Genomic DNA, 18,512 nt, shown 5'->3' on the forward strand with positions numbered 1-18,512 from the left:
CAGCACCAATTCTCATTGTTCGCTTTTCGGCAACCTTGCCGCAATGTTTACCGTGGCGGCCGAACGCCGGGTGGTGGAAGCTGTTGCCTAGCCGAAAAATTCGTGCACTGGACCCGCTCTGAGCGCTGTTAGGCTCGTTCTACCGTGCACAGGATCGGTGCACAGGATCTGCGAGCTTGAAGGGAAACACCGACGTGGCTTGGCTTAACGGTGCAACAGATTTAGCGACGTGTGTGAAGAGTTTTGGATCTGGCGTTACTGCTGCCTCGGCTGGGGACTGGGCCAACCTTGGTGCGAGCGCCGCCACGATCCTCGGTAAAGGGATGATCTACGCCGGCAAGCAGAACGCGGTTCTGGCAAAGGCGTTGAAAGAAAGCGGAACAAAAGTACTGCCGACGCCGACGGCCATTGTCGATGCCGCGGCGCTGGCCGTCACAATCGTGGACTTGCTCAACGGATTTGGATCCCCCAACTCCGGGTCCGCCGTATCCACCGCTGCGGACAAACTCAACCTGTTCCTCAAGGACTTGGACCCCGGCGCCATTCCGGATCCGCGGGACTGGAGCGGCGCCGCGGCGACGGCCTACATCAACCAGGTGAACACGCTCAAGGGTTTCGTCGACACGTTCAAGACGTACGACCAGACCCTGAAGGGTTACCTGAGCAAGCAGGCGAGCGAGGTCAAGCAGGCACACCTGTGCTGCACGGTCAACGTGGCCGTGCTGACCGCCGCCGCGGGTATCGCCCTGGCCCTCTACCTGATCCCGATCGCGGGTCCGGGTATATCGCAGGCGTGGCAGATCATCGCCGCCTTCGCGTGCTGTGCCGCCGTCTTCGTCGTCGAGATGCTGACCCTGTCCAGTTCGATGAGCATCTCCAACCAGTGCGCGACCCTGGGTCAGCAATACGTCCAGTTGGGTAAAGATGTGGGCACGCAGCTGGCGGGCACCTTCGACAAGATCGACGGCAAGGTTGCGGCGGACACCTCGTCGCAGTTGTCCGGCTTCCGCGCCGTCTCCGACGGCCTGACGGACTACACCTTCGTGTCCACCGGGAAGTCGGTCAACAAGCTGGCCGCCGAAGCGGGCGACAAGGTTGCGCCGGAGCAGAAGGCGCTGCTGCAGTCCTCCAGCGACAAAGCCGCCGCCGCGAAGACCTCGGACACCAAGACGGACACTCCGGCCAAGGGCGACAAGACGACTCCGGCACCGGCGGCGTTCACGCCGCCCAGCCTGGCCCAGATCGGGCAGGCGTCGCAGGGGCTCAGCACGGTCGGCCAGACGCTCGGCCAGGGCATGCAACAAATTCAGTCGCTGGCCCAGTCCGCCAAGGGCGCCGCTCCCGCGGCTGCCGCCGCCCCGGCCGCGGCTAGCGACGTCAGCGACGTCAAGGACGACGAGGACAAGAAGAAGGAAGACGACGCCAAGCGGGACGCTGAAACAGGTGCCGCAGCCGGTAAAGACGGAGGCAGCGAGCGTGCACCCGTCGATGCCACCGCACCTGCTGCGGCACCGGCCGCCGCACCGGCAGCAGCCGGCCGCGAACGCGTCCTTTGATAGCACTCGCGCGTCAAAAACATGGCGGGCCAACGCCATAGCGCGAAATTCGAACGTTAAGGAGACCAACCAATGGCAAATCTACTCGTCTCACCAGCGATCCTCGAGACGCTGGCGACCAAACAGGAAGCCGCACAGAAGGATGCCCAGGCGGGGGCCGACGCCCTGAATGGCACCGGAAGCAACTGCTGGCTTACGCACGGCGTCATCAGCGGGTGCTCCAATGGTGCCTTCGACACCATCGAGGGCATCCGCAAGACCGCGGGCAAAGCCCTGGGAGACGCCAGCCTGCTGATGGCCGCAAAGCTGCGCACCGCCAAGTCGGCGTATGAGGGTGTCGACAGCGAGTTGGCCGGCAACCTCAACAAGCAACTGCTCGACAAATAATGACAACCGGTCCCCTCGCCGCCGGCCGCGCCGGTCTTGTTGACGACGTAGTCGGCGTCGAGGTGACTATCGACGGCATGCTGGTGATCGCCGACCGGTTGCACCTGATCGAATTCCCAGCGGCCCTGGGGATCCGGCAGAACATCCCGCAAGACGATCTACGCAAACTTGTCTGGGACCAGGTGGAGAAGGACCTGACCCAGCAAGGGGTGCTGAACGAACTGGGCCAGCCCCACCCGACCGTGACGGCCATCATCGACACGCTCAGCAGGCCCGACCGGACCCTGGAAGGCCGGTGGTGGCGCCGCGATATGGGCGACGGCGTGATGGTGCGTTTTGCGGTGTGCCGCAAGGGCGATCGTCATGTCATCGCCGCTCGGCACGGCGAGCTGATCGCGCTCCAACTGGTGGCGGCGCAGGTGGGTCTGGCAGGCATGGTGACCGCCGTGCTGGGCCCGGCGACGCCGGCCAACGTCGAACCGCTGACCGGTGTGGCGAGCGAACTGGCCGAATGCACTACGGCGGCACACCTGGCGAACCTCGGTATCGCGCCGGCCACCGCCCGCATCTACGCCGAGATCGTCGGCAACCCGGATAGCTGGGTGGAGATCATCGCCAGCGAGCGTCACTCCGGCGGCACCTGCACCCACACCGACGTCGCTGCCGGCATCCTCGACTCACCGCTGGGCCGACTGGTGTCGCTGCCCCGCCGCGTGCACGGCGAGCTGTATGGAAGTTTTCTGCCTGGTTCCCAAGAAAATCTGCAACGGACACTAGACGGACTGCTGGAATTCCTCCCCGCGCGCACCTGGCTCGATCACACTTCAGATGACGAGTCCGCGCACACCGATCACACTCACGCCTCGTACCGAGGCTGATCTCTGCCGCTACCAATGAAAGATGGATCCCATGTCCCAGCATGATGAGCACGACGATCTCTCCGCGTTGGACTTCTCCTCCTACCAGTCCGGATCCGACGACGGCCACGATGACGGGGATGCCCTGGACTTCTCCGCCGCCCACGACAGCAGCGAGGAGTCGGAGGCCGACGCCCTGGACGCGTACGCGCCGACCGAGCCCGAAGAGGCCGACGACGAGCTGGAGGCCATCGCCGCGACAACCGAGCCTTCCGACGACGACGAGGACGAAGAGGAAGGCGTCCAGCAGTTCACCGTGACCAACCCGCCCGAGACGGTGTCGGTGTCCGCACTCATCGACGGCCGCACTCAGCGGGTCAAGCTGTCGCCGAAGGCGACGAACCTGACCGAGGACGAGCTGGCCGACGAGATCGTGGTGCTGGCCGAGTTGGCGCGGCAAAAAGGGCTGGCCGGGCAGCGCACCTACGTCATGGACAGTGCCGCCGACAACGCGGGGCTGCAACAACTCACCGACATGGGCTTGGACAGCACCCAGCTGCTGCGTGACTTCGTGGATACCGGCATGCGGTTACCGACGGAGGAACAGGCTGAGACGGCACAGGCCGAAGTCTTCGCCGTGCGCTACGCCGCCGATAAATGAGCGAGCATCTGGCCGGCCTGTTCGAAAGCGCGGTCGGCATGCTGCCGGTCTCGGAGTCGCGGGCGCTTGACCTGTTCACCGAGATCACGAACTACGACGAGACCGCATGCGACGCATGGGTCGGCCGGATCCGGTGCGGCGACAACGACCGGGTGACATTGTTCCGGGCCTGGTACTCGCGCAAGTACTTCGGGCAGCTGTCGGGCTCTGCCCAGGTCTCGATGAGCGCCCTGGGTGCCCGGGTTCCGATCGGCGGCCTCTACGGCGACATCACGTATCCGGTCAATTCACCGCTGGCGATCACGATCGGTTTCGCGGTGAACGAAGCGTCGGCGGGTAACTACGCGGATGCCCTGGAAGCCGTCGAAGCCAGCCCGACCTCCGGTGCCGAGCACCTGTTGTCGTGGACCAAGGCGGTGGTCTACGGGGAAGGGCAGCGCTGGACCGAGGTCATCGACGAAGTCCGAGCCGCCGGCAAGTGGCCCGACGCGTTTCTGGCTGCTGCCGCCGGCGTCGCACATGGAGTCGCGGCCGCCAATCTCGGCTTGTTCACCGAAGCCGAGCGCCGCCTGACCGAGGCGAACTCGTCGCCCGCGGGCGAGGCGTGCGCGCAGGCCATTGCCTGGTACCTGGCGATGACTCGCCGCGGCCAGGGCAACGAAGAAGCCGCGGTGGCCCTGCTGGAATGGTTGCAGACGACCCATCCGAGCCCCAAAGTTACTGCGGCACTGAAGGATCCGTCTTACCGCCTGGCGACCACCAGCGCCGAGCAGATCGCCGCCCGAACAGATCCCTGGGATGCGGCAAGTGTCGTGGCCGACACCTCGGGGCGGGAAAAGCTGCTCGCCGAGGCGGAGACGGAGCTACGCCGGCAGATCGGGCTGACTCGCGTCAAGGATCAGGTGGAGCGCTACCGCGCCGCGACCCAGATGGCCAAAGTTCGTGCCGCGCGCGGCATGAAGGTCGCACAGGCGAGCAAGCACATGATCTTCACCGGGCCGCCCGGGACCGGCAAGACGACCATAGCCCGCGTGGTGGCCAACATCCTGGCGGGTCTGGGCGTCATCCAGGAACCGAAACTCATCGAGACGGCACGTAAGGATTTCGTCGCCGAATACGAAGGACAGTCCGCGGTCAAGTCGGCGAAGACGATCGACCGCGCCCTGGGCGGTGTGCTGTTCATCGACGAGGCCTACACCCTCGTTCAGGAACGCGAGGGCCGGTCGGACCCGTTCGGTCAAGAGGCGCTGGACACGCTGCTGGCCCGGATGGAAAACGACCGAGACCGTCTTGTGGTGATTATCGCCGGTTACAGCAACGACATCGATAGACTTCTGGAGACCAACGAAGGACTGCGGTCACGGTTCGCCACCCGTATCGAATTCGACTCCTACTCCCCCGAGGAGATTCTCGAAATCGCGAAAGTCATTGCGAAGAACAACGACTCGGAGCTCAGCGTGGAGGCGGCCGAGAACCTGCTGGAGGCGGCGAAGCTGCTGAGCCAGCGGACGGTACGCGGCAAAGCCGCGTTGGACATCGCCGGCAACGGACGCTATGCGCGACAAATGGTGGAGGCCGCAGAGCAATACCGTGACATGCGCTTGACTCAAGCGGTCGACTTCGAGGAACTCGACGCGGACTTCCTGCGTGAGATCAACGGCGAAGACATGGCCGAGGCGGTGGCATCAGTGCACGCCCGGCTGGCCGTCACCGAGTAGCGCATGGCGGGGTTTCGGCTCACCACCAAGGTCCAGGTCAGTGGCTGGCGCTTCCTGCTGCGGCGGTTGGAGCATGCCATTGTTCGCCGGGACACCCGGATGTTCGACGACCCGCTGTCCTTCTACGGGCGGGCGGCGGCGCTGGGCATCGTCATCTCGGTGCTGTTCCTGGTGGGCGCCCTGGCGATGGCGTATTTCAAGCCGCAGGGCAAGCTCGGCGGCGGCAACTTGTTCGTCGACCGTTCCACCAACCAGCTGTACCTGATGGTGTCCGGGCAGTTGCATCCCGTCTACAACCTGACATCGGCACGCCTGGTACTGGGCAATCCCGCCGAGCCCACCGTCGTGAAAGCCACTGAGCTGGGCAAGTTCCCCAGGGGCCAGACGGTCGGCATTCCCGGCGCTCCTTATGCCACGCCGGTGTCGTCGGACTCGGCGTCGGTGTGGGCACTGTGCGACACCGTCACCAAGGCCGAGACCATCAATCCGACCGTCCAGACGTCGGTGATCGCGATGCCGCTGTCGCTGGACTCCTCCGTGGATGCCCTGCAGCCCAACGAGGCGCTGCTGGCCTACTACCAGGGCAAAGACTGGATCATCACCTCGACCGGCCGGCACGCCACCGACCTGGCCGACCGCACTCTCACCTCGGCGGTGGGCATACCCGTGAACGCCAAACCGAGCCCACTGTCCACCGCCGTGTTCAATGCGCTGCCCGACGGTGGATCCTGGCAGCTGACCCCGATCCCGGACGACGGTGCGCCCAATACCCTTGGGCTGCCTGACTTTCTGGTGATCGGGTCGGTGTTCCAGATCCATGCCCAGTCGGGGCCGCAATATTTCGTGGTGTTGCCCGACGGCGTCGCGCCCATCAACGCCAACACCGCGGTGGCGCTGCGCGCCGCCCAGTCGCACGGACTGGTCGAGCCGCCGTCGGTGGTTTCGAGTCTGGTGGTCAGGATCCCCGAACGCGTGTACAACTCACCGCTGCCCGACCAGTCGATCAAGATCGTCAACCGGCCGAACGAACCGGTGCTGTGCTGGACGTGGGAACGCAAGCCCGGTGAGCAGAATCCCCGGACGGCGGTGGTGACCGGTCGGCATCTGCCGGTGCCGACGTCGGTGATGGGCCAGGGCATCAAGCAGATCCAGGGTCCGGCAACGGTTTACATCGACGGCGGCAAGTACTTGCAGCTGCAGTCCCCGGATCCCCGGTACGGCGAATCGTTGTATTACGTCGACCCGCAGGGCGTGCGGTACGGGATATCCGACCCGAAGGCGGCCGCCTCGCTGGGTCTGCAGTCGCCAAAGCCCGCGCCATGGGAGATCATTCGACTACTGGTCGACGGTCCGGTGCTGTCCAAAGAAGCCGCCCTGCTGGAGCACGACACGCTGCCCGCCGACCCGAGCCCGCGAAAGTTACCCGCAGCGCCCGGAGCTGGTTGATGACGACACGCAAGTTCACCCCATCGGTAACCCGCGGTCCCCGCTTGACGCCGGGCGAGATCGCCGTCGTACCGCCCGAGGACCTCGGTGTCGATGTCCCGCCCAGCTTTGTCCAGCGGGTCATGCCCTATGTGATGGGTGTGTGCATGCTCGGCATGATCGGCATCATGGTGTTCACCGGCACCAAGGCGCTGTCTCCGTACATGATGATGACGCCGCTGATGATGATCATGATGTCGTTGAGCATGGTGGGCGCCGGCGGGGGCGGCGGTGGCAAGAAGGTGCCCGAGATCAACGCCGACCGCAAGGAGTACCTGCGGTATCTGGCGGGACTTCGCCCCCGGGTGACGTCGTCTGCCACCGCGCAGGTCGCCTTCTTCAGCTATCACGCACCCCACCCCGACGATCTGCTGTCGATCATCGGCACACCCCGGCAGTGGTCGCGCCCAGCCAGCGCCGATTTCTACGCGGCCACCCGCATCGGAATCGGTGACCAGCCGGCGGTCGACCGGCTGATGAAGCCGTCGGTCGGCGGCGAGCTGGCGGGCCCGACCGCAGCACCTCAGCCGTATTTGGAGCCGGTCGCCAACATGTGGGCGGTCAAATTCTTGCGCACCCACGGCCTGATCCATGATTGCCCAAAACTGCTGCAGCTCAGGACATTTCCGACCATCGCCATCGGTGGCGACCCGGCCGGGGCGGCCGGATTGCTCACGGCCATGATCTGTCACCTGGCGGTGTTCCATCCGCCGGACCTGCTGGCCATCCGGGTGCTCACCGAGACGCCGGATGATCCGGAGTGGTCCTGGCTGAAATGGCTTCCGCACGTGCAGCATCCGACCGACACCGACGCGGCCGGACCGGTCCGGATGATCTCCGCCCACCCGGAAAGCCTCTCCGATCTCGCGGCCCGCGGCCCACACTCACCGGATTCGACGCCGGGCGGACCCTACGTCGTCGTCGTGGATCTGACCGGCGGCAAGGCGGGGGTCCCGCCGGACGGCAGGGCCGGCGTCACGGTGTTCACGCTGGGCAACCATCGCGGCTCGAATTATCGGATCAGGGTGGCCGCGGACGGGACTGCCGACGACCGCCTGCCCGGCCAGCAGTTCCGCCAGGTGACGGCCAGCACCGACCACATGTCGGCGCCGCAGGCGGCACGCATCGCCAGGAAGCTGGCCGGGTGGTCGATCACCGGCACCATCATCGACAAGAAGGCCAGCACCGGGGCCGCCAAGAAGAAGGTGGCGACCGAGTTCTACCAGCTGGTGGGCGCGAAAAGCGTCGAGGACATCACGCCGGCACGCTGGAAGATGTTCGCCGACAAGGATCTTGACCGCCTCAAGATCCCATTCGGTCACCAGCTCAAGACCGGCGAAATCATGACGCTGGACATCAAGGAGGGTGCCGAATTCGGCGGTGGGCCGCACGGCATGCTGATCGGAACCACCGGGTCGGGAAAGTCCGAGTTCCTGCGCACCCTCATCCTGTCGCTGGTATCGATCACTCACCCCGACCAGGTGAACCTGTTGCTCACCGACTTCAAGGGTGGCTCGACATTCCTGGGCATGGAAAACCTTCCGCATACCGCGGCGGTCATCACCAACATGGCCGAGGAAGCCGAGCTCGTCGGCCGGATGGGTGAGGTGTTGACCGGCGAGCTGGACCGGCGGCAGAACTTGCTGCGCCAGGCCGGGATCCAGGTCGGTGCGACCGGGGCGCTGTCCGGTGTGGCCGAATACGAGAAGTACCGGGAGCGTGGCGCCGACCTGAAGCCACTGCCAACGCTTTTCGTCGTCGTCGACGAGTTCGCCGAGTTGCTGCAAAGTCACCCGGACTTCGTCGGGCTGTTCGACCGGATCTGCCGCGTGGGCCGTTCACTGCGGGTGCATCTGTTGCTGGCCACCCAGTCGCTACAGACCGGTGGGGCGCGCATCGACAAATTGGAGCCCAACCTCACCTACCGGATCGCGCTGCGCACCACCAGCTCTCATGAATCCAAGTCGGTGATCGGCACGCCCGAGGCGCAGTACATCACCAACAAGGAAAGCGGCGTCGGGTTCTTGCGGGTCGGCATGGAAGACCCGGTCAAGTTCAGCACGCTGTACACCGGTGCCACCTACGTTCCGCCGGTGCACACCGAGACCAACGGCGAGGCCGAAAAAGTCGACGGCGCCCGGCCCGGCGCGCGGGGTATGCAAATTCGGCAATTCACCGCGGCTCCGATTCTTGAAGACCTCGACGATGCGCAAGCACCGGCCGCGCACGGCGGGGTGCCGGCATGAGCACCGAGGCGAAGGGGAAACCGCTGAGCGAGGTGATCCTGGACCAACTCAGCACCGTCGAGTCGCGGGCATACAAGATGTGGTTGCCGCCGTTGACTCATCCCACCGCCGTAGACGAACTGGTCAAGCGCGCCGAGCTACGACCGTTGTACTTCCCGCTCGGAATCATGGACGAGCCGCGCCGGCATCTCCAAGAACCTTGGGGCGTAGACGTTTCCGGCGGTGGCGGCAACATCGGCATCGGCGGTGCACCGCAGACCGGGAAGTCCACGCTGTTGCTGACCCTGATTCTGTCGGCCGCCGTCACCCATACCCCGCGACAGGTCCAGTTTTACTGCATCGACCTCGGCGGTGGCGGGTTGATGTATCTGGACAATCTGCCGCACGTCGGTGGGGTGGCCACCCGGTCGGAACCCGATCGCGTGATGCGCGTGATCGCCGAGGTGCAAGCCGTTCTGCGGCAGCGAGAAGCCACCTTCAAGGAGCACCGGGTCGGCTCGATCGCGAGCTACCGCGAATTGCGCGCGGATCCCAGCCAACCCGTGGCCGCCGATCCGTTCGGCGATGTGTTCCTGGTCATCGACGGATGGCCGGCGTTCGTCGCCGAATTCCCCGACCTGGAGGCGAACGTCCAGACCCTGGCCGCGCAGGGCCTGTCGTTCGGCATCCACACCATCATCACCACGCCGCGGTGGACGGAATTGAAGTCACGGGTACGCGACTACCTCGGCACCAAGATCGAGTTCCGGCTCGGTGATGTCAACGACACCCAGCTGGACCGCGCCACCCGGGATATTCCGGCGAACCGCCCTGGCCGGGGCATGTCGATCGAGAAACACCACCTGATGATGGGTGCGCCCCGACTCGACGGCGTCAACAGCACCGACGGCCTGGTCGAGGCACTCACGGTCGCGGTGAACCACATCGCGTCCCACACCACCGAGGAAGCACCCCGGGTCAGGGTGCTGCCCGAACGCATCCATCTGTACGAACTGGATCCGGAACCACCCGGGCCGGAATCCGACTACCGCACTCGCTGGACGATCCCGGTCGGCGTCCGCGAGACGGACCTGACGCCGGCGTACGCCCACCTGTACGCGGCGAACCACATCCTGATCTTCGGTGCGGCCAAGTCGGGCAAGACAACCATTGCTCATGCCATTGCCCGCGCCATCTGTGCCCGCAACAGTCCAGACCAAGTGCGCTTCATGTTGGCCGACTACCGGTCCGGACTACTGGACGCGGTGCCCGAAAGCCACCTACTCGCCGCGGGCGCCATCAACCGCAACGCTCAGTCGCTGGACGAGTCGATCAAAGCGCTCGCGATCAACCTACAAAAGCGGTTACCGCCGGCCGATCTGACCGCCTCCCAGTTGCGGTCGCGGTCGTGGTGGACGGGATTCGATCTTGTGCTTTTGGTCGACGATTGGCACATGATCGTCGGCGCGTCCGGAGGGATGCCTCCAATGATGCCGTTGGCTCCATTGTTACCGGCCGCTTCAGATATCGGATTGCACATCATCGTTACCTGCCAAATGAGCCACGCGTATAAGTCGACCATGGACAAGTTCGTCGGCGCGGCCTATGGTGCCGGGTCTCCGACGCTGCTGCTGTCCGGCGACAAGGCGGACTTCCCCTCAAGGGAGTTTCAGGTCAAGCGTCGGCCCCCTGGCCAGGGAATTCTCGTGACACCCGACGGCAAGGACGTCATCCAGGCCGCCTACATCGATCCCCCAGAAGAAGTGCACTGACCACCTGGAGCAGGCGGTTAGGATTATCCCAACGCTCATTACGGGAGCCGGAACCGAAACGCGATAAACCGCGCCGGGGACTGCATTGTGCGATTAAGATTTTCACTGCGACAGAATGGTTTGCGTTTACTCAGAATTTGATATTCGTTCACGTGTAATTCGAGGAGGGCCGGCCAAAATGCGCCCCACCCCGCATTGTTCGAACGAGCGAAACTTTCGTGTAACAGCAGACCCCGAGAACTAACGCACCACATACCTCGTACCAAGGGAGACCGAGCATGCTGTGGCACGCTATGCCACCGGAGCTGAACACCGCACGGCTGATGGCCGGCGCGGGTCCTTCGCCGATGCTCCAGGCCGCCGCGGGCTGGGAGGCGCTGGCCGCCAGCCTGGAGGCCGAGGCCGCCGAATTGGCCGCGAGCATGACCGCTCTGTCGGGAGCGTGGACCGGAACCGGCAGCGAGCGCGCGACGGCCGCGGCCGCGCGGATGGTCACGTGGTTGCAGACTGCCGCGGCGGCCGCGCAGAAGCGCGGCATGCAGGCCGCCGCACAGGCCGCCGCCTACGTGAAGGCGTTGGGAATGACGCCGTCGCTGCCGGAGATCGCGACGAACCACATCACCCACACGGTCCTGACGGCCACCAACTTCCTGGGCATCAACACGATGCCGATCGGATTCAACGAGGCGGACTACTTCGTCCGGATGTGGAACCAGGCCGGCGGCGTGATGGATGTCTATGCCGCCGAGACCGCCGCCAACACCGTCTTCGAACCGCTTCCCGAGATGTCACCGATCCTCGCACCGGGCATGGACGCGGCTGCCGAAGCTGAGGCCCAGGCCGGGGCAGCGGCGCTGCTGAACTCGCTGTCCGACGAAGCCGCCGACCCCGGTAGCTTAGGTTCCTCGACTCTGCTCCAGGCGGCCAAGGACGCCGCCGGCGACGACGATCTGACCCCCACACCCTCTGGGGTGAACCAGGTTTCGCAGTTGATGAACGGGCTGGGGCAGCTGAGCGGACCGATGCAGCAACTCATGCAGCCGCTGCAGCAACTGACATCGATGGCCGGTCAGTCCGGCGGCATGGGCAGTTCAACCTTGGGCGACCTCACCGTGGGTGGCGGCAAAGTCGGCGGCGAGCTCGGTAAGGGTGGCGCGCAGATGGGTCTGATCGGGGCACCGCCGTTGTCGTCGCATCCGCTGCTGGGCGGCTCGGGCCCGAGCGTCGGCATGGGGCTGATGCACGCGGAGCAGCTTCCGGGCTCCGGCCTGAGCGGACCCCGCACGTCGATGATGAGCCAGTTGCTCGACAAGCCCGGCGCAGTCGTCGCGCCTGCCGGCGCGGGCGCCGGCTCGACGGCGGGCACCGGCGCCGCGCCGCTCGGTGCGGGTGCCGGCGCCCAATCCAGCGCTGGTTCCAGGGCCGGGATGGCGGCCCCGGTCGCGCTTGCGCGCGAAGAGGAAGAAGGCACCAACCTCCACTACGACGAGCTGCACGGCATCGACGACGGAGACGACTGGTGAGCATCCACCACAACAGACTTCCCGGCCGCCCGGGCCGGAAGACTTGCCATCACTTGGCGAGGACAGAGCACACAGAAAGTAGTTCAACATGGCAGAAATGAAAACTGATGCCAGTACCCTCAGCGCCGAGGCCGGGAACTTCGACCGGATCGGTGGCGAGCTTCAGGGTGTCATCAAGAGTGTAGAGCACACCGGCGGCGAACTCGCCGGCCACTGGACCGGCCAGGCCGGCTCGGCCGCGCAGGCCGCGCTGCAGCGCTTCCAGGAAGCCGGCAACGCGCAGATCAAGGCGCTCACCGACATTCACGAGAAGATCAGCCACGCCGGCGTCCAGTACCAGCGCGCCAACGAAGAGCAGGCCTCCAACCTGCACTCGACCGCCGGCAACATGGGCTTCTGAGCCCACCTAACCCCTCAGCTTTAGAAAGAAACGGAGACAAATCATGTCGGAAGCTCAGTCATGGAATTTCAGCGGCATCGAGGCCGGTGCCAGCTCCATCGCGTCGTCGGTGCAGACCGTTCAGGGTCTTCTCGACGAAGGAAAGCAGTCCCTCGCCAAGCTTGCCGAGGCTTGGGGCGGTTCCGGTTCGGAGGCCTACCAGGCCGTGCAGAACGACTGGCAGACCAAGTCTGACGAACTCAACAACTCGCTGCAGTCGCTGTCGCACACCATCACCGAGGCCAGTGCGGCGATGGCCAGCACCGAGCACGGCGTCAGCGGCATGTTCGGCGGTTAGAACGGCAAACGACGCCGAAACACGGGATCAGGCGAGTTCAACCGCATGGGAGAACTCGCCTCTTCTCGTGTTTTCGGCGTCTGAATTGAACTTTTGAGGGGTGCTCATGGGGGCCGACTACGACCGGCTCTTTCAGCCGCCCACGGGGGGCGAAATCCCGGACGACGCAGCGGATTCGGGTTTCGATATCGACGCCGGCTTCGACGTCGATTCCCCTGCTGCTGCGGCACCTAACCCGGCGGGTGCCAAGCCCGACGCCCCGGCTGCGCCGCCGATGCCGGTCGATTGGGACCCGCCGGCACCGTCGGCCCGGCCCGACCCGCAGCGGCTCTTGAGCTTTACGCACAGTAATTCCGAGTAACGCTTGCACCCTATGTATTATTTTTTTTTTTCAAACGGAGGCCGCCATCCGAGATAGCGTAGCGTCTCGTGGGCTCGAAAATTTGTATAAGAGACAGATTCCGGCCGGGCCGGCGCCGCATCGCGCCCCGCCGCAGATGCCGCCGACGCAACGCGGTGCGGTGCAACCGGATTCGGCCTCAGCACACCCGATCGCCGATCAGCCGGGAGCAACTTCGAAGATCGGCGTTAAGCCCTCGAAAAAGTCGAAGACCCGGATGGTTTCGCGCCGGGGTTGGCGACGGTGGGTCCACAAGCTGACGCGCATCAACGTGGGTCTGTCACGCGACGAGAAGTACGATCTGGACCTACGCAATCGCGTTCGCCGCAGTCCCCGGGGTTCGTATCAGATCGCGGTATTGGGCTTGAAGGGCGGAGTCGGCAAGACAACCGTGACGGTCGCCCTCGGTTCGGTTTACGCGCAGGTCCGCCGTGATCGCATTCTGGCTTTCGATGCCGATGCCAGTTGCGGAAACCTCGCCGACCGCGCCGGGCGTCAGTCCGACGCCACCATCGCAGACTTGTTGTCCGACAAAGACTTAACTCACTACAACGACATCCGTGCGCATACCAGTGCCAATGCGGTGAATCTGGAAGTACTTCCGGGCGAGGACTACAGCACGGCACGGCGCGCATTCAGCGAGGCGGACTGGCACTACGCAGCCGAGGCGGTGTCGAAGTTCTACAACCTGGTGCTCGCCGACTGCGGCGCCGGCCTGTTCGACCCGGTCACGCGGGGTGTGCTCTCGACGGCGTCGGCAGCGGTAATCGTGACCAGCGCGTCGATCGACGCCGCCCGGCAAGCCGCGGTCGCGATCGACTGGTTGCGAAATCACGGCCACCAGGACCTGCTGGCCCGCGCGTGTGTGGTGATCAACCATGTGTCACCGGGAGATACCAATATCGCCGTCACCGAGCTGGCACGGCAATTCGAGCAGTACGTTCAACCGGGTCGGGTCATCGTGTTGCCGTGGGACAAGCACATCGCGGCCGGCACCGAGATCCAGTTAGGCCTTCTCGACCCCGTCTACAAGCGTAGGATCCTGGAACTAGCCGCCGCACTGTCCGACGATTTCGACAGGAGTGAACGTCGTTGAGCGCGCCCACCGCTACTGATTCTGCTGCCGGTGCGGGAGCCGCAGCCGCCCCGGCTCCCGCGGGCGCGGCCCCGGCCAAGCCCTCGACAACCCGGGTCACGATCCTGACGGGCCGACGGCTGACCGATGTGGTGCTGCCCTCTTCGGCGGCGATAGAGACCTACATCGACGACACCGTCGCGGTGTTGGCGGAAATCCTGGGCGAGACGCCCGCGGATGTGCTCGCCGGTTTCGACTTCGCCGCGCAGGGCGCGTGGACGTTCGCCCGCCCGGGCGCCCCGCCGCTGCCCGCGGATCAATCGCTGGATGACGCCGTCGTCGTCGACGGGTCGTTGCTGACGCTGGTGTCTGTCAGTCGCACCGAGCGGTACCGCCCCCTCGTCGAGGACGTCATCGATGCCATCGCGGTACTCGACGAGTCGCCGGAGTTCGACCGCAAGGCATTGAACCGCTTTGTCGGGGTGGCCATTCCGATCGTGACGATGGCGATGACCGGAATCGGCGCCGTGGCGTGGGTGGCCAACGGACACCATCTGTGGTGGCCGGTCGGGATGGGCACTGCGGGGCTGATTGTGCTGCTGGGCAGCTGGGCGGCCAACAGGTTCTACAAGAATCCGAACCTGTCGGAGAGCCTGCTGGCGACGGCGTTCCCGCTGATCGTGGTAGCCGTGGCGATGGCCATCCCGCGGCCGCGCGGGATGACTACTTCGTTCGGGCCGCCACAGCTCGCCGCCGGCGCCGCGGCGGTGCTGTTCTTGACGCTGATCACCCGTGGCGGGCCCCGTCACCGTACCGAGCTGGCGTCGTTCGCAGCGGTCACCTCGATCACACTGACCGCGGCCGCCTTCGCCTACGGGTACGGCTGGCAGCAATGGGTTCCGGCCCTGGCGATCGTGTTCGGTTTGTTCACGGTGACGAATGCCGCCAAGTTGACCGTCGTCTTCGCGCGGATCGCGCTGCCGCCTATCCCGGCACCCGGCGAGACCGTGGAACACGAGGAATTGCTCGATCCCATTGCGGGCGAAGAGGCACCCGACGACAAAGAAACCCGGACGTGGCAGGCCATCATCGCGTCGGTACCCCATTCGGCCGCCCGGCTGACCGAACGCAGCCAGGTGGCCAAGCAGCTGCTGACCGGTTTCATCACGGCCGGCACCCTGGTTCTCGTTGCCGGTGTCATCGGGGTCCTGGTGCGGGGACACTTCTTCGTGCACAGCTTGGTGGTGGCCGGTCTGGTCACGGTCATGTGTGCGTTCAGGTCTCGCCTCTACGCGCAGCCCTGGTGCGCGTGGTCGTTGCTGGCAGCCACGGTCGCGATTCCCATCGGGGTGACCATTCGGTTGAGCATCTGGTATCCGACGAACGCCCGCTGGTTCGTGCTCATTCTGTTGGTCACCGCCTTGGTCGCGTTGACGGTAGTCGGCGCGGCAGCCGGGATTCGCCGTATTACGCCGGTGATGAAGCGGACGCTGGAATTGTTCGACGGGGCCGTGGTCGCGGCGATCCTTCCGCTGTTGCTGTGGATCACCGGCGTCTACGACACCGTCCGCAATATCCAATTCTGAGAAGGATGAGGCCGCCGCGTGCCGGGCAATATTGCTGCACTTGGCCTGCGGCTCCTTCGGTAAAATTTGTCTGATAACCGGCACGCAAAGGGAGCCGAACGATGACTGAACCACTGGTGGTTGATCCCGCTCGTCTCAAGGCCGCGGGCGTCGCCGTTCGCGATCAGCAGCTACCCGCCGCCCCGCCCCCGATGACCGCACCCGGGACCGATTCGGTGTCGGCCGCGATCAACGAGACGTTGCCGATCATCGAATCGCCCGTGGTGAAGGGGCTGCCGGAAGCCCAAGCGGCCCTTACCAATACGGGTTCGAAGATCGTCACGGCAGCCGACATGTACGCCCAGACCGACCAGCGACTTGGCGAGAACGTCAGCAAGGTGCAGTTTTTGGCTGCTTCCGAACCCGGTGGGACGGACCAACCCGCAAGTGCGTCCACACTGCTGGGTGCCCAGACGAACGACAAGAAGCCCGACGACAAAGACGGCAAGAAAGACGACAAGAAGCCCCGCCCGGCGACGCCGACCGACCTCAGTCAGTTCGCTGCGATGGGTCAGGCGGTGCAACCTCTTTCCCAGGGCCTGCAGACGGTCATGTCGACCGCGCAGCAGGCAGGCAGCGGCATGGGAAGCGCGGCGCCGGCGAAGCTGGCCGACGACACCAAAAAAGACGACACCGCCAAGCCCGACGACGCACCCGCGGGCGAATCGCGATTAGTCGACGCGACAACGAAGGACACCGACGGCGCCGCGGCGGGCGCGGCGGGCTCCGGTAGCGCTCCCGTCGAGGCACCGGCCGCCGGTCGCCCGGAGACGACGCAATCCGAGATCGGGATCTAAGCGACTGCCGCCCCTGAACTTTCGGGCCCGGGCTCTTTGGCCCGGGCCCGGTTGTTTTAGTGGATGGTCCGGCTACGCCGGCGCGAGCACGGGCGCCTCAGCCAAGGCGGCGTTGACCAGCTCGCCGATGTACTTCCAGTACATCCAGTCGGCGACCGCGGTGCGTTGGTCGTCCGGGTCGATCGTGGTGTGCGCTTCCTTCAGGAGAACCTCTTCGGCGTGCGCCGCGTAGGCCTGGAACGCCTGCAGGTGCGCGGCCTGGCGGCCGCTCGCATCGCTGGCCATCGGCTTCATCACCTCGAACCACAGCATGAAACGATCGTCCGACGGTGCACTGGGCGCTGGTGCACCGGCGTCGGCCGACGGCAGCGGCATCTGGGCGAGCAAGTCACCCATCCGCACCCGCCCCGGACCCGGGGTGACGAGCACCTCCGCGGCCTCGGGCTCCACCACTTGAGCGGACTCGGGCTGCGGTTCCGGTTGCGGTTCGGGCTGCGGCTCCGCCGCCGGCTCGGCCCCCTCCGGGGGCGGCGGCAGCAGGTCGGCCAAACGAGTGTCGGGCGTCGCGGCCAGCCGTTCTGCCGCTTCGGAATCCACCACCGCCAGCCGAGGCCGGCCGATCATGTCGCCGGTGTCCGGGATGTCGTCGGGTTGCAGAACAATCGTTGCCACCCCGGCATCGGAGTTGGCCAACTGCTCTGCGGTGCCGATGATCGCCCGCAACTCCATCTCGTGGTGGGCCGCCCAGCCCTGCACGGCCATCACCGGATAGGTTGCCCAGCGCGCCCGCTCGCCGGCGGGAATCGTCTCGTCGGCGCTGGCCAGGTAAACCTTCTCCGGCAACTCCACCCCGTCGGGGATGTACGCCAGCCCGTAGCTGTTGGCGACCACAATCGCGCCTTCGGCGGTCACCCCGGTCACCCAGAAGAAGCCGAGGTCGGTACCGCCCATGTCCGGCGCGTTGAGCGCGGCGCCGATACGGCGGGCCAACTGCAGCGGATCGGGCCCGGCGCGACGGGCCGCGTCGGCAGTCGCGGCGGCGGCGAGTGCGTCGCGCTCGATGCGTGCCGCCGAAACCGGAATCGCCGCGGCCGTCGTCACGATGGCTTCGCCGACCTCGGCGCGATCGGGATGCATCGGTTGCGCGCGAGGCTTGCTCTTGCCCGAACCCCGGGCGGTAGCGGCCGGTCGCGAACTGGCCGATTTGTCGGCGGCTCCCTTCTCCGCGGCTGGGGCACCCGACCTGCCGCCGGGCCCACCGCTGCCCCCGGATCCGCCCGCTCCACCGGCACCGCCGGCGCCGCCCATCGGGCCGGTCGGCACACCACCCGCGCCGGCATGCGCGCCTGCCGCTTCCTCGCCGGGCGTCACCGATGCCGGCATCACGCCGGCCCCCGATGCCGCAGCAGGCGTCACGCCCTTGGGTCCGCCGGCCGCCGGGCCCGCACCCGGCTGGGGCAATCCGGCCGCCGGACTCAACGGCACCGCGGGAGCGGCCGGGCCGAGCGGGGCCGCCGGAGCGACGGGCCCGGCTGGACCGGGCGGGGCAGGCGTCGGTCCGACCGGAGACGGTCCCGGCGTCGGTTGCAGACCGCCGCCATCCAGCGGGGGCGTCAGCGGTCCGAGCCCGCCACCCCCCGGAGTCGCAGGAGTAGCTCCGCCACCGCCCGGGGTGGGCGGTGGCGGAGCTACTC

Annotated in this window: 14 protein-coding genes; 13 read left to right on the forward strand and 1 reads right to left on the reverse strand. The window is 66.0% G+C overall.

The features are described 5' to 3' along the window. Window positions 1–323 precede the first annotated feature (323 nt). The 13 genes from MAAFP003_RS29320 to MAAFP003_RS27095 all read left to right on the forward strand — a co-directional run bounded on the left by MAAFP003_RS29320 (window position 324) and on the right by MAAFP003_RS27095 (window position 16,818). Window positions 324–1,556, forward strand: a complete 1,233-nt coding sequence (locus MAAFP003_RS29320; protein WP_165796500.1) for an EspA/EspE family type VII secretion system effector — start codon at window positions 324–326, stop codon at window positions 1,554–1,556. A gap of 72 nt (window positions 1,557–1,628) precedes the next feature. Continuing rightward, entirely contained in the window at window positions 1,629–1,943 is a 315-nt protein-coding gene (locus MAAFP003_RS27030; RefSeq protein WP_096290652.1) for an ESX-1 secretion-associated protein, read from the forward strand. Further along, window positions 1,943–2,821: an ESX secretion-associated protein EspG gene (locus MAAFP003_RS27035; RefSeq protein WP_096290653.1), complete on the forward strand. Its 879-nt coding sequence runs from the start codon at window positions 1,943–1,945 to the stop codon at window positions 2,819–2,821. The genes MAAFP003_RS27030 and MAAFP003_RS27035 overlap by 1 nt, the downstream gene beginning before the upstream one ends. Window positions 2,822–2,852: 31 nt before the next feature. Then, window positions 2,853–3,461 (forward strand): DUF2694 domain-containing protein, encoded by a 609-nt coding sequence (locus MAAFP003_RS27040; RefSeq protein ID WP_096291453.1) that lies wholly within the window; start codon window positions 2,853–2,855, stop codon window positions 3,459–3,461. After that, window positions 3,458–5,179, forward strand: a complete 1,722-nt coding sequence (eccA, locus tag MAAFP003_RS27045) for a type VII secretion AAA-ATPase EccA (protein ID WP_096290654.1) — start codon at window positions 3,458–3,460, stop codon at window positions 5,177–5,179. Before MAAFP003_RS27040 ends, eccA begins: the two co-directional genes overlap by 4 nt. A 3-nt stretch (window positions 5,180–5,182) precedes the next feature. Next, on the forward strand, window positions 5,183–6,625 hold the full coding sequence (gene eccB, locus MAAFP003_RS27050; protein ID WP_096290655.1) for a type VII secretion protein EccB: 1,443 nt from the start codon (window positions 5,183–5,185) through the stop codon (window positions 6,623–6,625). Next, on the forward strand, window positions 6,625–8,910 hold the full coding sequence (eccCa, locus tag MAAFP003_RS27055; RefSeq protein ID WP_096290656.1) for a type VII secretion protein EccCa: 2,286 nt from the start codon (window positions 6,625–6,627) through the stop codon (window positions 8,908–8,910). Before eccB ends, eccCa begins: the two co-directional genes overlap by 1 nt. Continuing rightward, window positions 8,907–10,661, forward strand: a complete 1,755-nt coding sequence (gene eccCb, locus MAAFP003_RS27060; protein ID WP_096290657.1) for a type VII secretion protein EccCb — start codon at window positions 8,907–8,909, stop codon at window positions 10,659–10,661. The genes eccCa and eccCb overlap by 4 nt, the downstream gene beginning before the upstream one ends. 278 nt (window positions 10,662–10,939) lie before the next feature. Further along, window positions 10,940–12,184, forward strand: coding sequence for a PPE family protein (locus MAAFP003_RS27065; protein ID WP_096290658.1), 1,245 nt, complete (start codon window positions 10,940–10,942; stop codon window positions 12,182–12,184). An 88-nt stretch (window positions 12,185–12,272) separates the two neighbouring features. Then, on the forward strand, window positions 12,273–12,584 hold the full coding sequence (locus tag MAAFP003_RS27070) for a WXG100 family type VII secretion target (protein WP_096290659.1): 312 nt from the start codon (window positions 12,273–12,275) through the stop codon (window positions 12,582–12,584). A gap of 43 nt (window positions 12,585–12,627) precedes the next feature. Then, the gene (locus MAAFP003_RS27075; RefSeq protein ID WP_090597907.1) at window positions 12,628–12,921 is read left to right on the forward strand and encodes a WXG100 family type VII secretion target; all 294 of its coding nucleotides are present in this window, start codon (window positions 12,628–12,630) and stop codon (window positions 12,919–12,921) included. Between the two features lie 1,492 nt (window positions 12,922–14,413). Further along, window positions 14,414–15,982: a type VII secretion integral membrane protein EccD gene (eccD, locus tag MAAFP003_RS27090; protein ID WP_096290662.1), complete on the forward strand. Its 1,569-nt coding sequence runs from the start codon at window positions 14,414–14,416 to the stop codon at window positions 15,980–15,982. Between the two features lie 101 nt (window positions 15,983–16,083). Further along, complete coding sequence (locus MAAFP003_RS27095) at window positions 16,084–16,818, forward strand: hypothetical protein (RefSeq protein WP_096290663.1); 735 nt, start codon at window positions 16,084–16,086, stop codon at window positions 16,816–16,818. Window positions 16,819–16,890: 72 nt separating this feature from the next. On the opposite strand, the gene MAAFP003_RS29435 is transcribed toward MAAFP003_RS27095, so the two are convergent. After that, window positions 16,891–18,512, reverse strand: a 1,622-nt coding sequence (locus MAAFP003_RS29435) for a hypothetical protein (RefSeq protein ID WP_207768619.1), incomplete at its 5' end; no start/stop codon positions are given.

The organism is Mycobacterium ahvazicum, assembly GCF_900176255.2.
GTDB lineage: Bacteria > Actinomycetota > Actinomycetes > Mycobacteriales > Mycobacteriaceae > Mycobacterium > Mycobacterium ahvazicum.

Excerpts from the sequence above, each read along its gene's own strand:
- MAAFP003_RS29320 (WP_165796500.1), top strand. The coding sequence starts at position 324 with ATGATCTACGCCGGCAAGCAGAACGCGGTTCTGGCAAAGGCGTTGAAA.
- MAAFP003_RS27030 (WP_096290652.1), top strand. The coding sequence starts at position 1,629 with ATGGCAAATCTACTCGTCTCACCAGCGATCCTCGAGACGCTGGCGACC.
- MAAFP003_RS27035 (WP_096290653.1), top strand. The coding sequence starts at position 1,943 with ATGACAACCGGTCCCCTCGCCGCCGGCCGCGCCGGTCTTGTTGACGAC.
- MAAFP003_RS27040 (WP_096291453.1), top strand. The coding sequence starts at position 2,853 with ATGTCCCAGCATGATGAGCACGACGATCTCTCCGCGTTGGACTTCTCC.
- eccA (WP_096290654.1), top strand. The coding sequence starts at position 3,458 with ATGAGCGAGCATCTGGCCGGCCTGTTCGAAAGCGCGGTCGGCATGCTG.
- eccB (WP_096290655.1), top strand. The coding sequence starts at position 5,183 with ATGGCGGGGTTTCGGCTCACCACCAAGGTCCAGGTCAGTGGCTGGCGC.
- eccCa (WP_096290656.1), top strand. The coding sequence starts at position 6,625 with ATGACGACACGCAAGTTCACCCCATCGGTAACCCGCGGTCCCCGCTTG.
- eccCb (WP_096290657.1), top strand. The coding sequence starts at position 8,907 with ATGAGCACCGAGGCGAAGGGGAAACCGCTGAGCGAGGTGATCCTGGAC.
- MAAFP003_RS27065 (WP_096290658.1), top strand. The coding sequence starts at position 10,940 with ATGCTGTGGCACGCTATGCCACCGGAGCTGAACACCGCACGGCTGATG.
- MAAFP003_RS27070 (WP_096290659.1), top strand. The coding sequence starts at position 12,273 with ATGGCAGAAATGAAAACTGATGCCAGTACCCTCAGCGCCGAGGCCGGG.
- MAAFP003_RS27075 (WP_090597907.1), top strand. The coding sequence starts at position 12,628 with ATGTCGGAAGCTCAGTCATGGAATTTCAGCGGCATCGAGGCCGGTGCC.
- MAAFP003_RS27095 (WP_096290663.1), top strand. The coding sequence starts at position 16,084 with ATGACTGAACCACTGGTGGTTGATCCCGCTCGTCTCAAGGCCGCGGGC.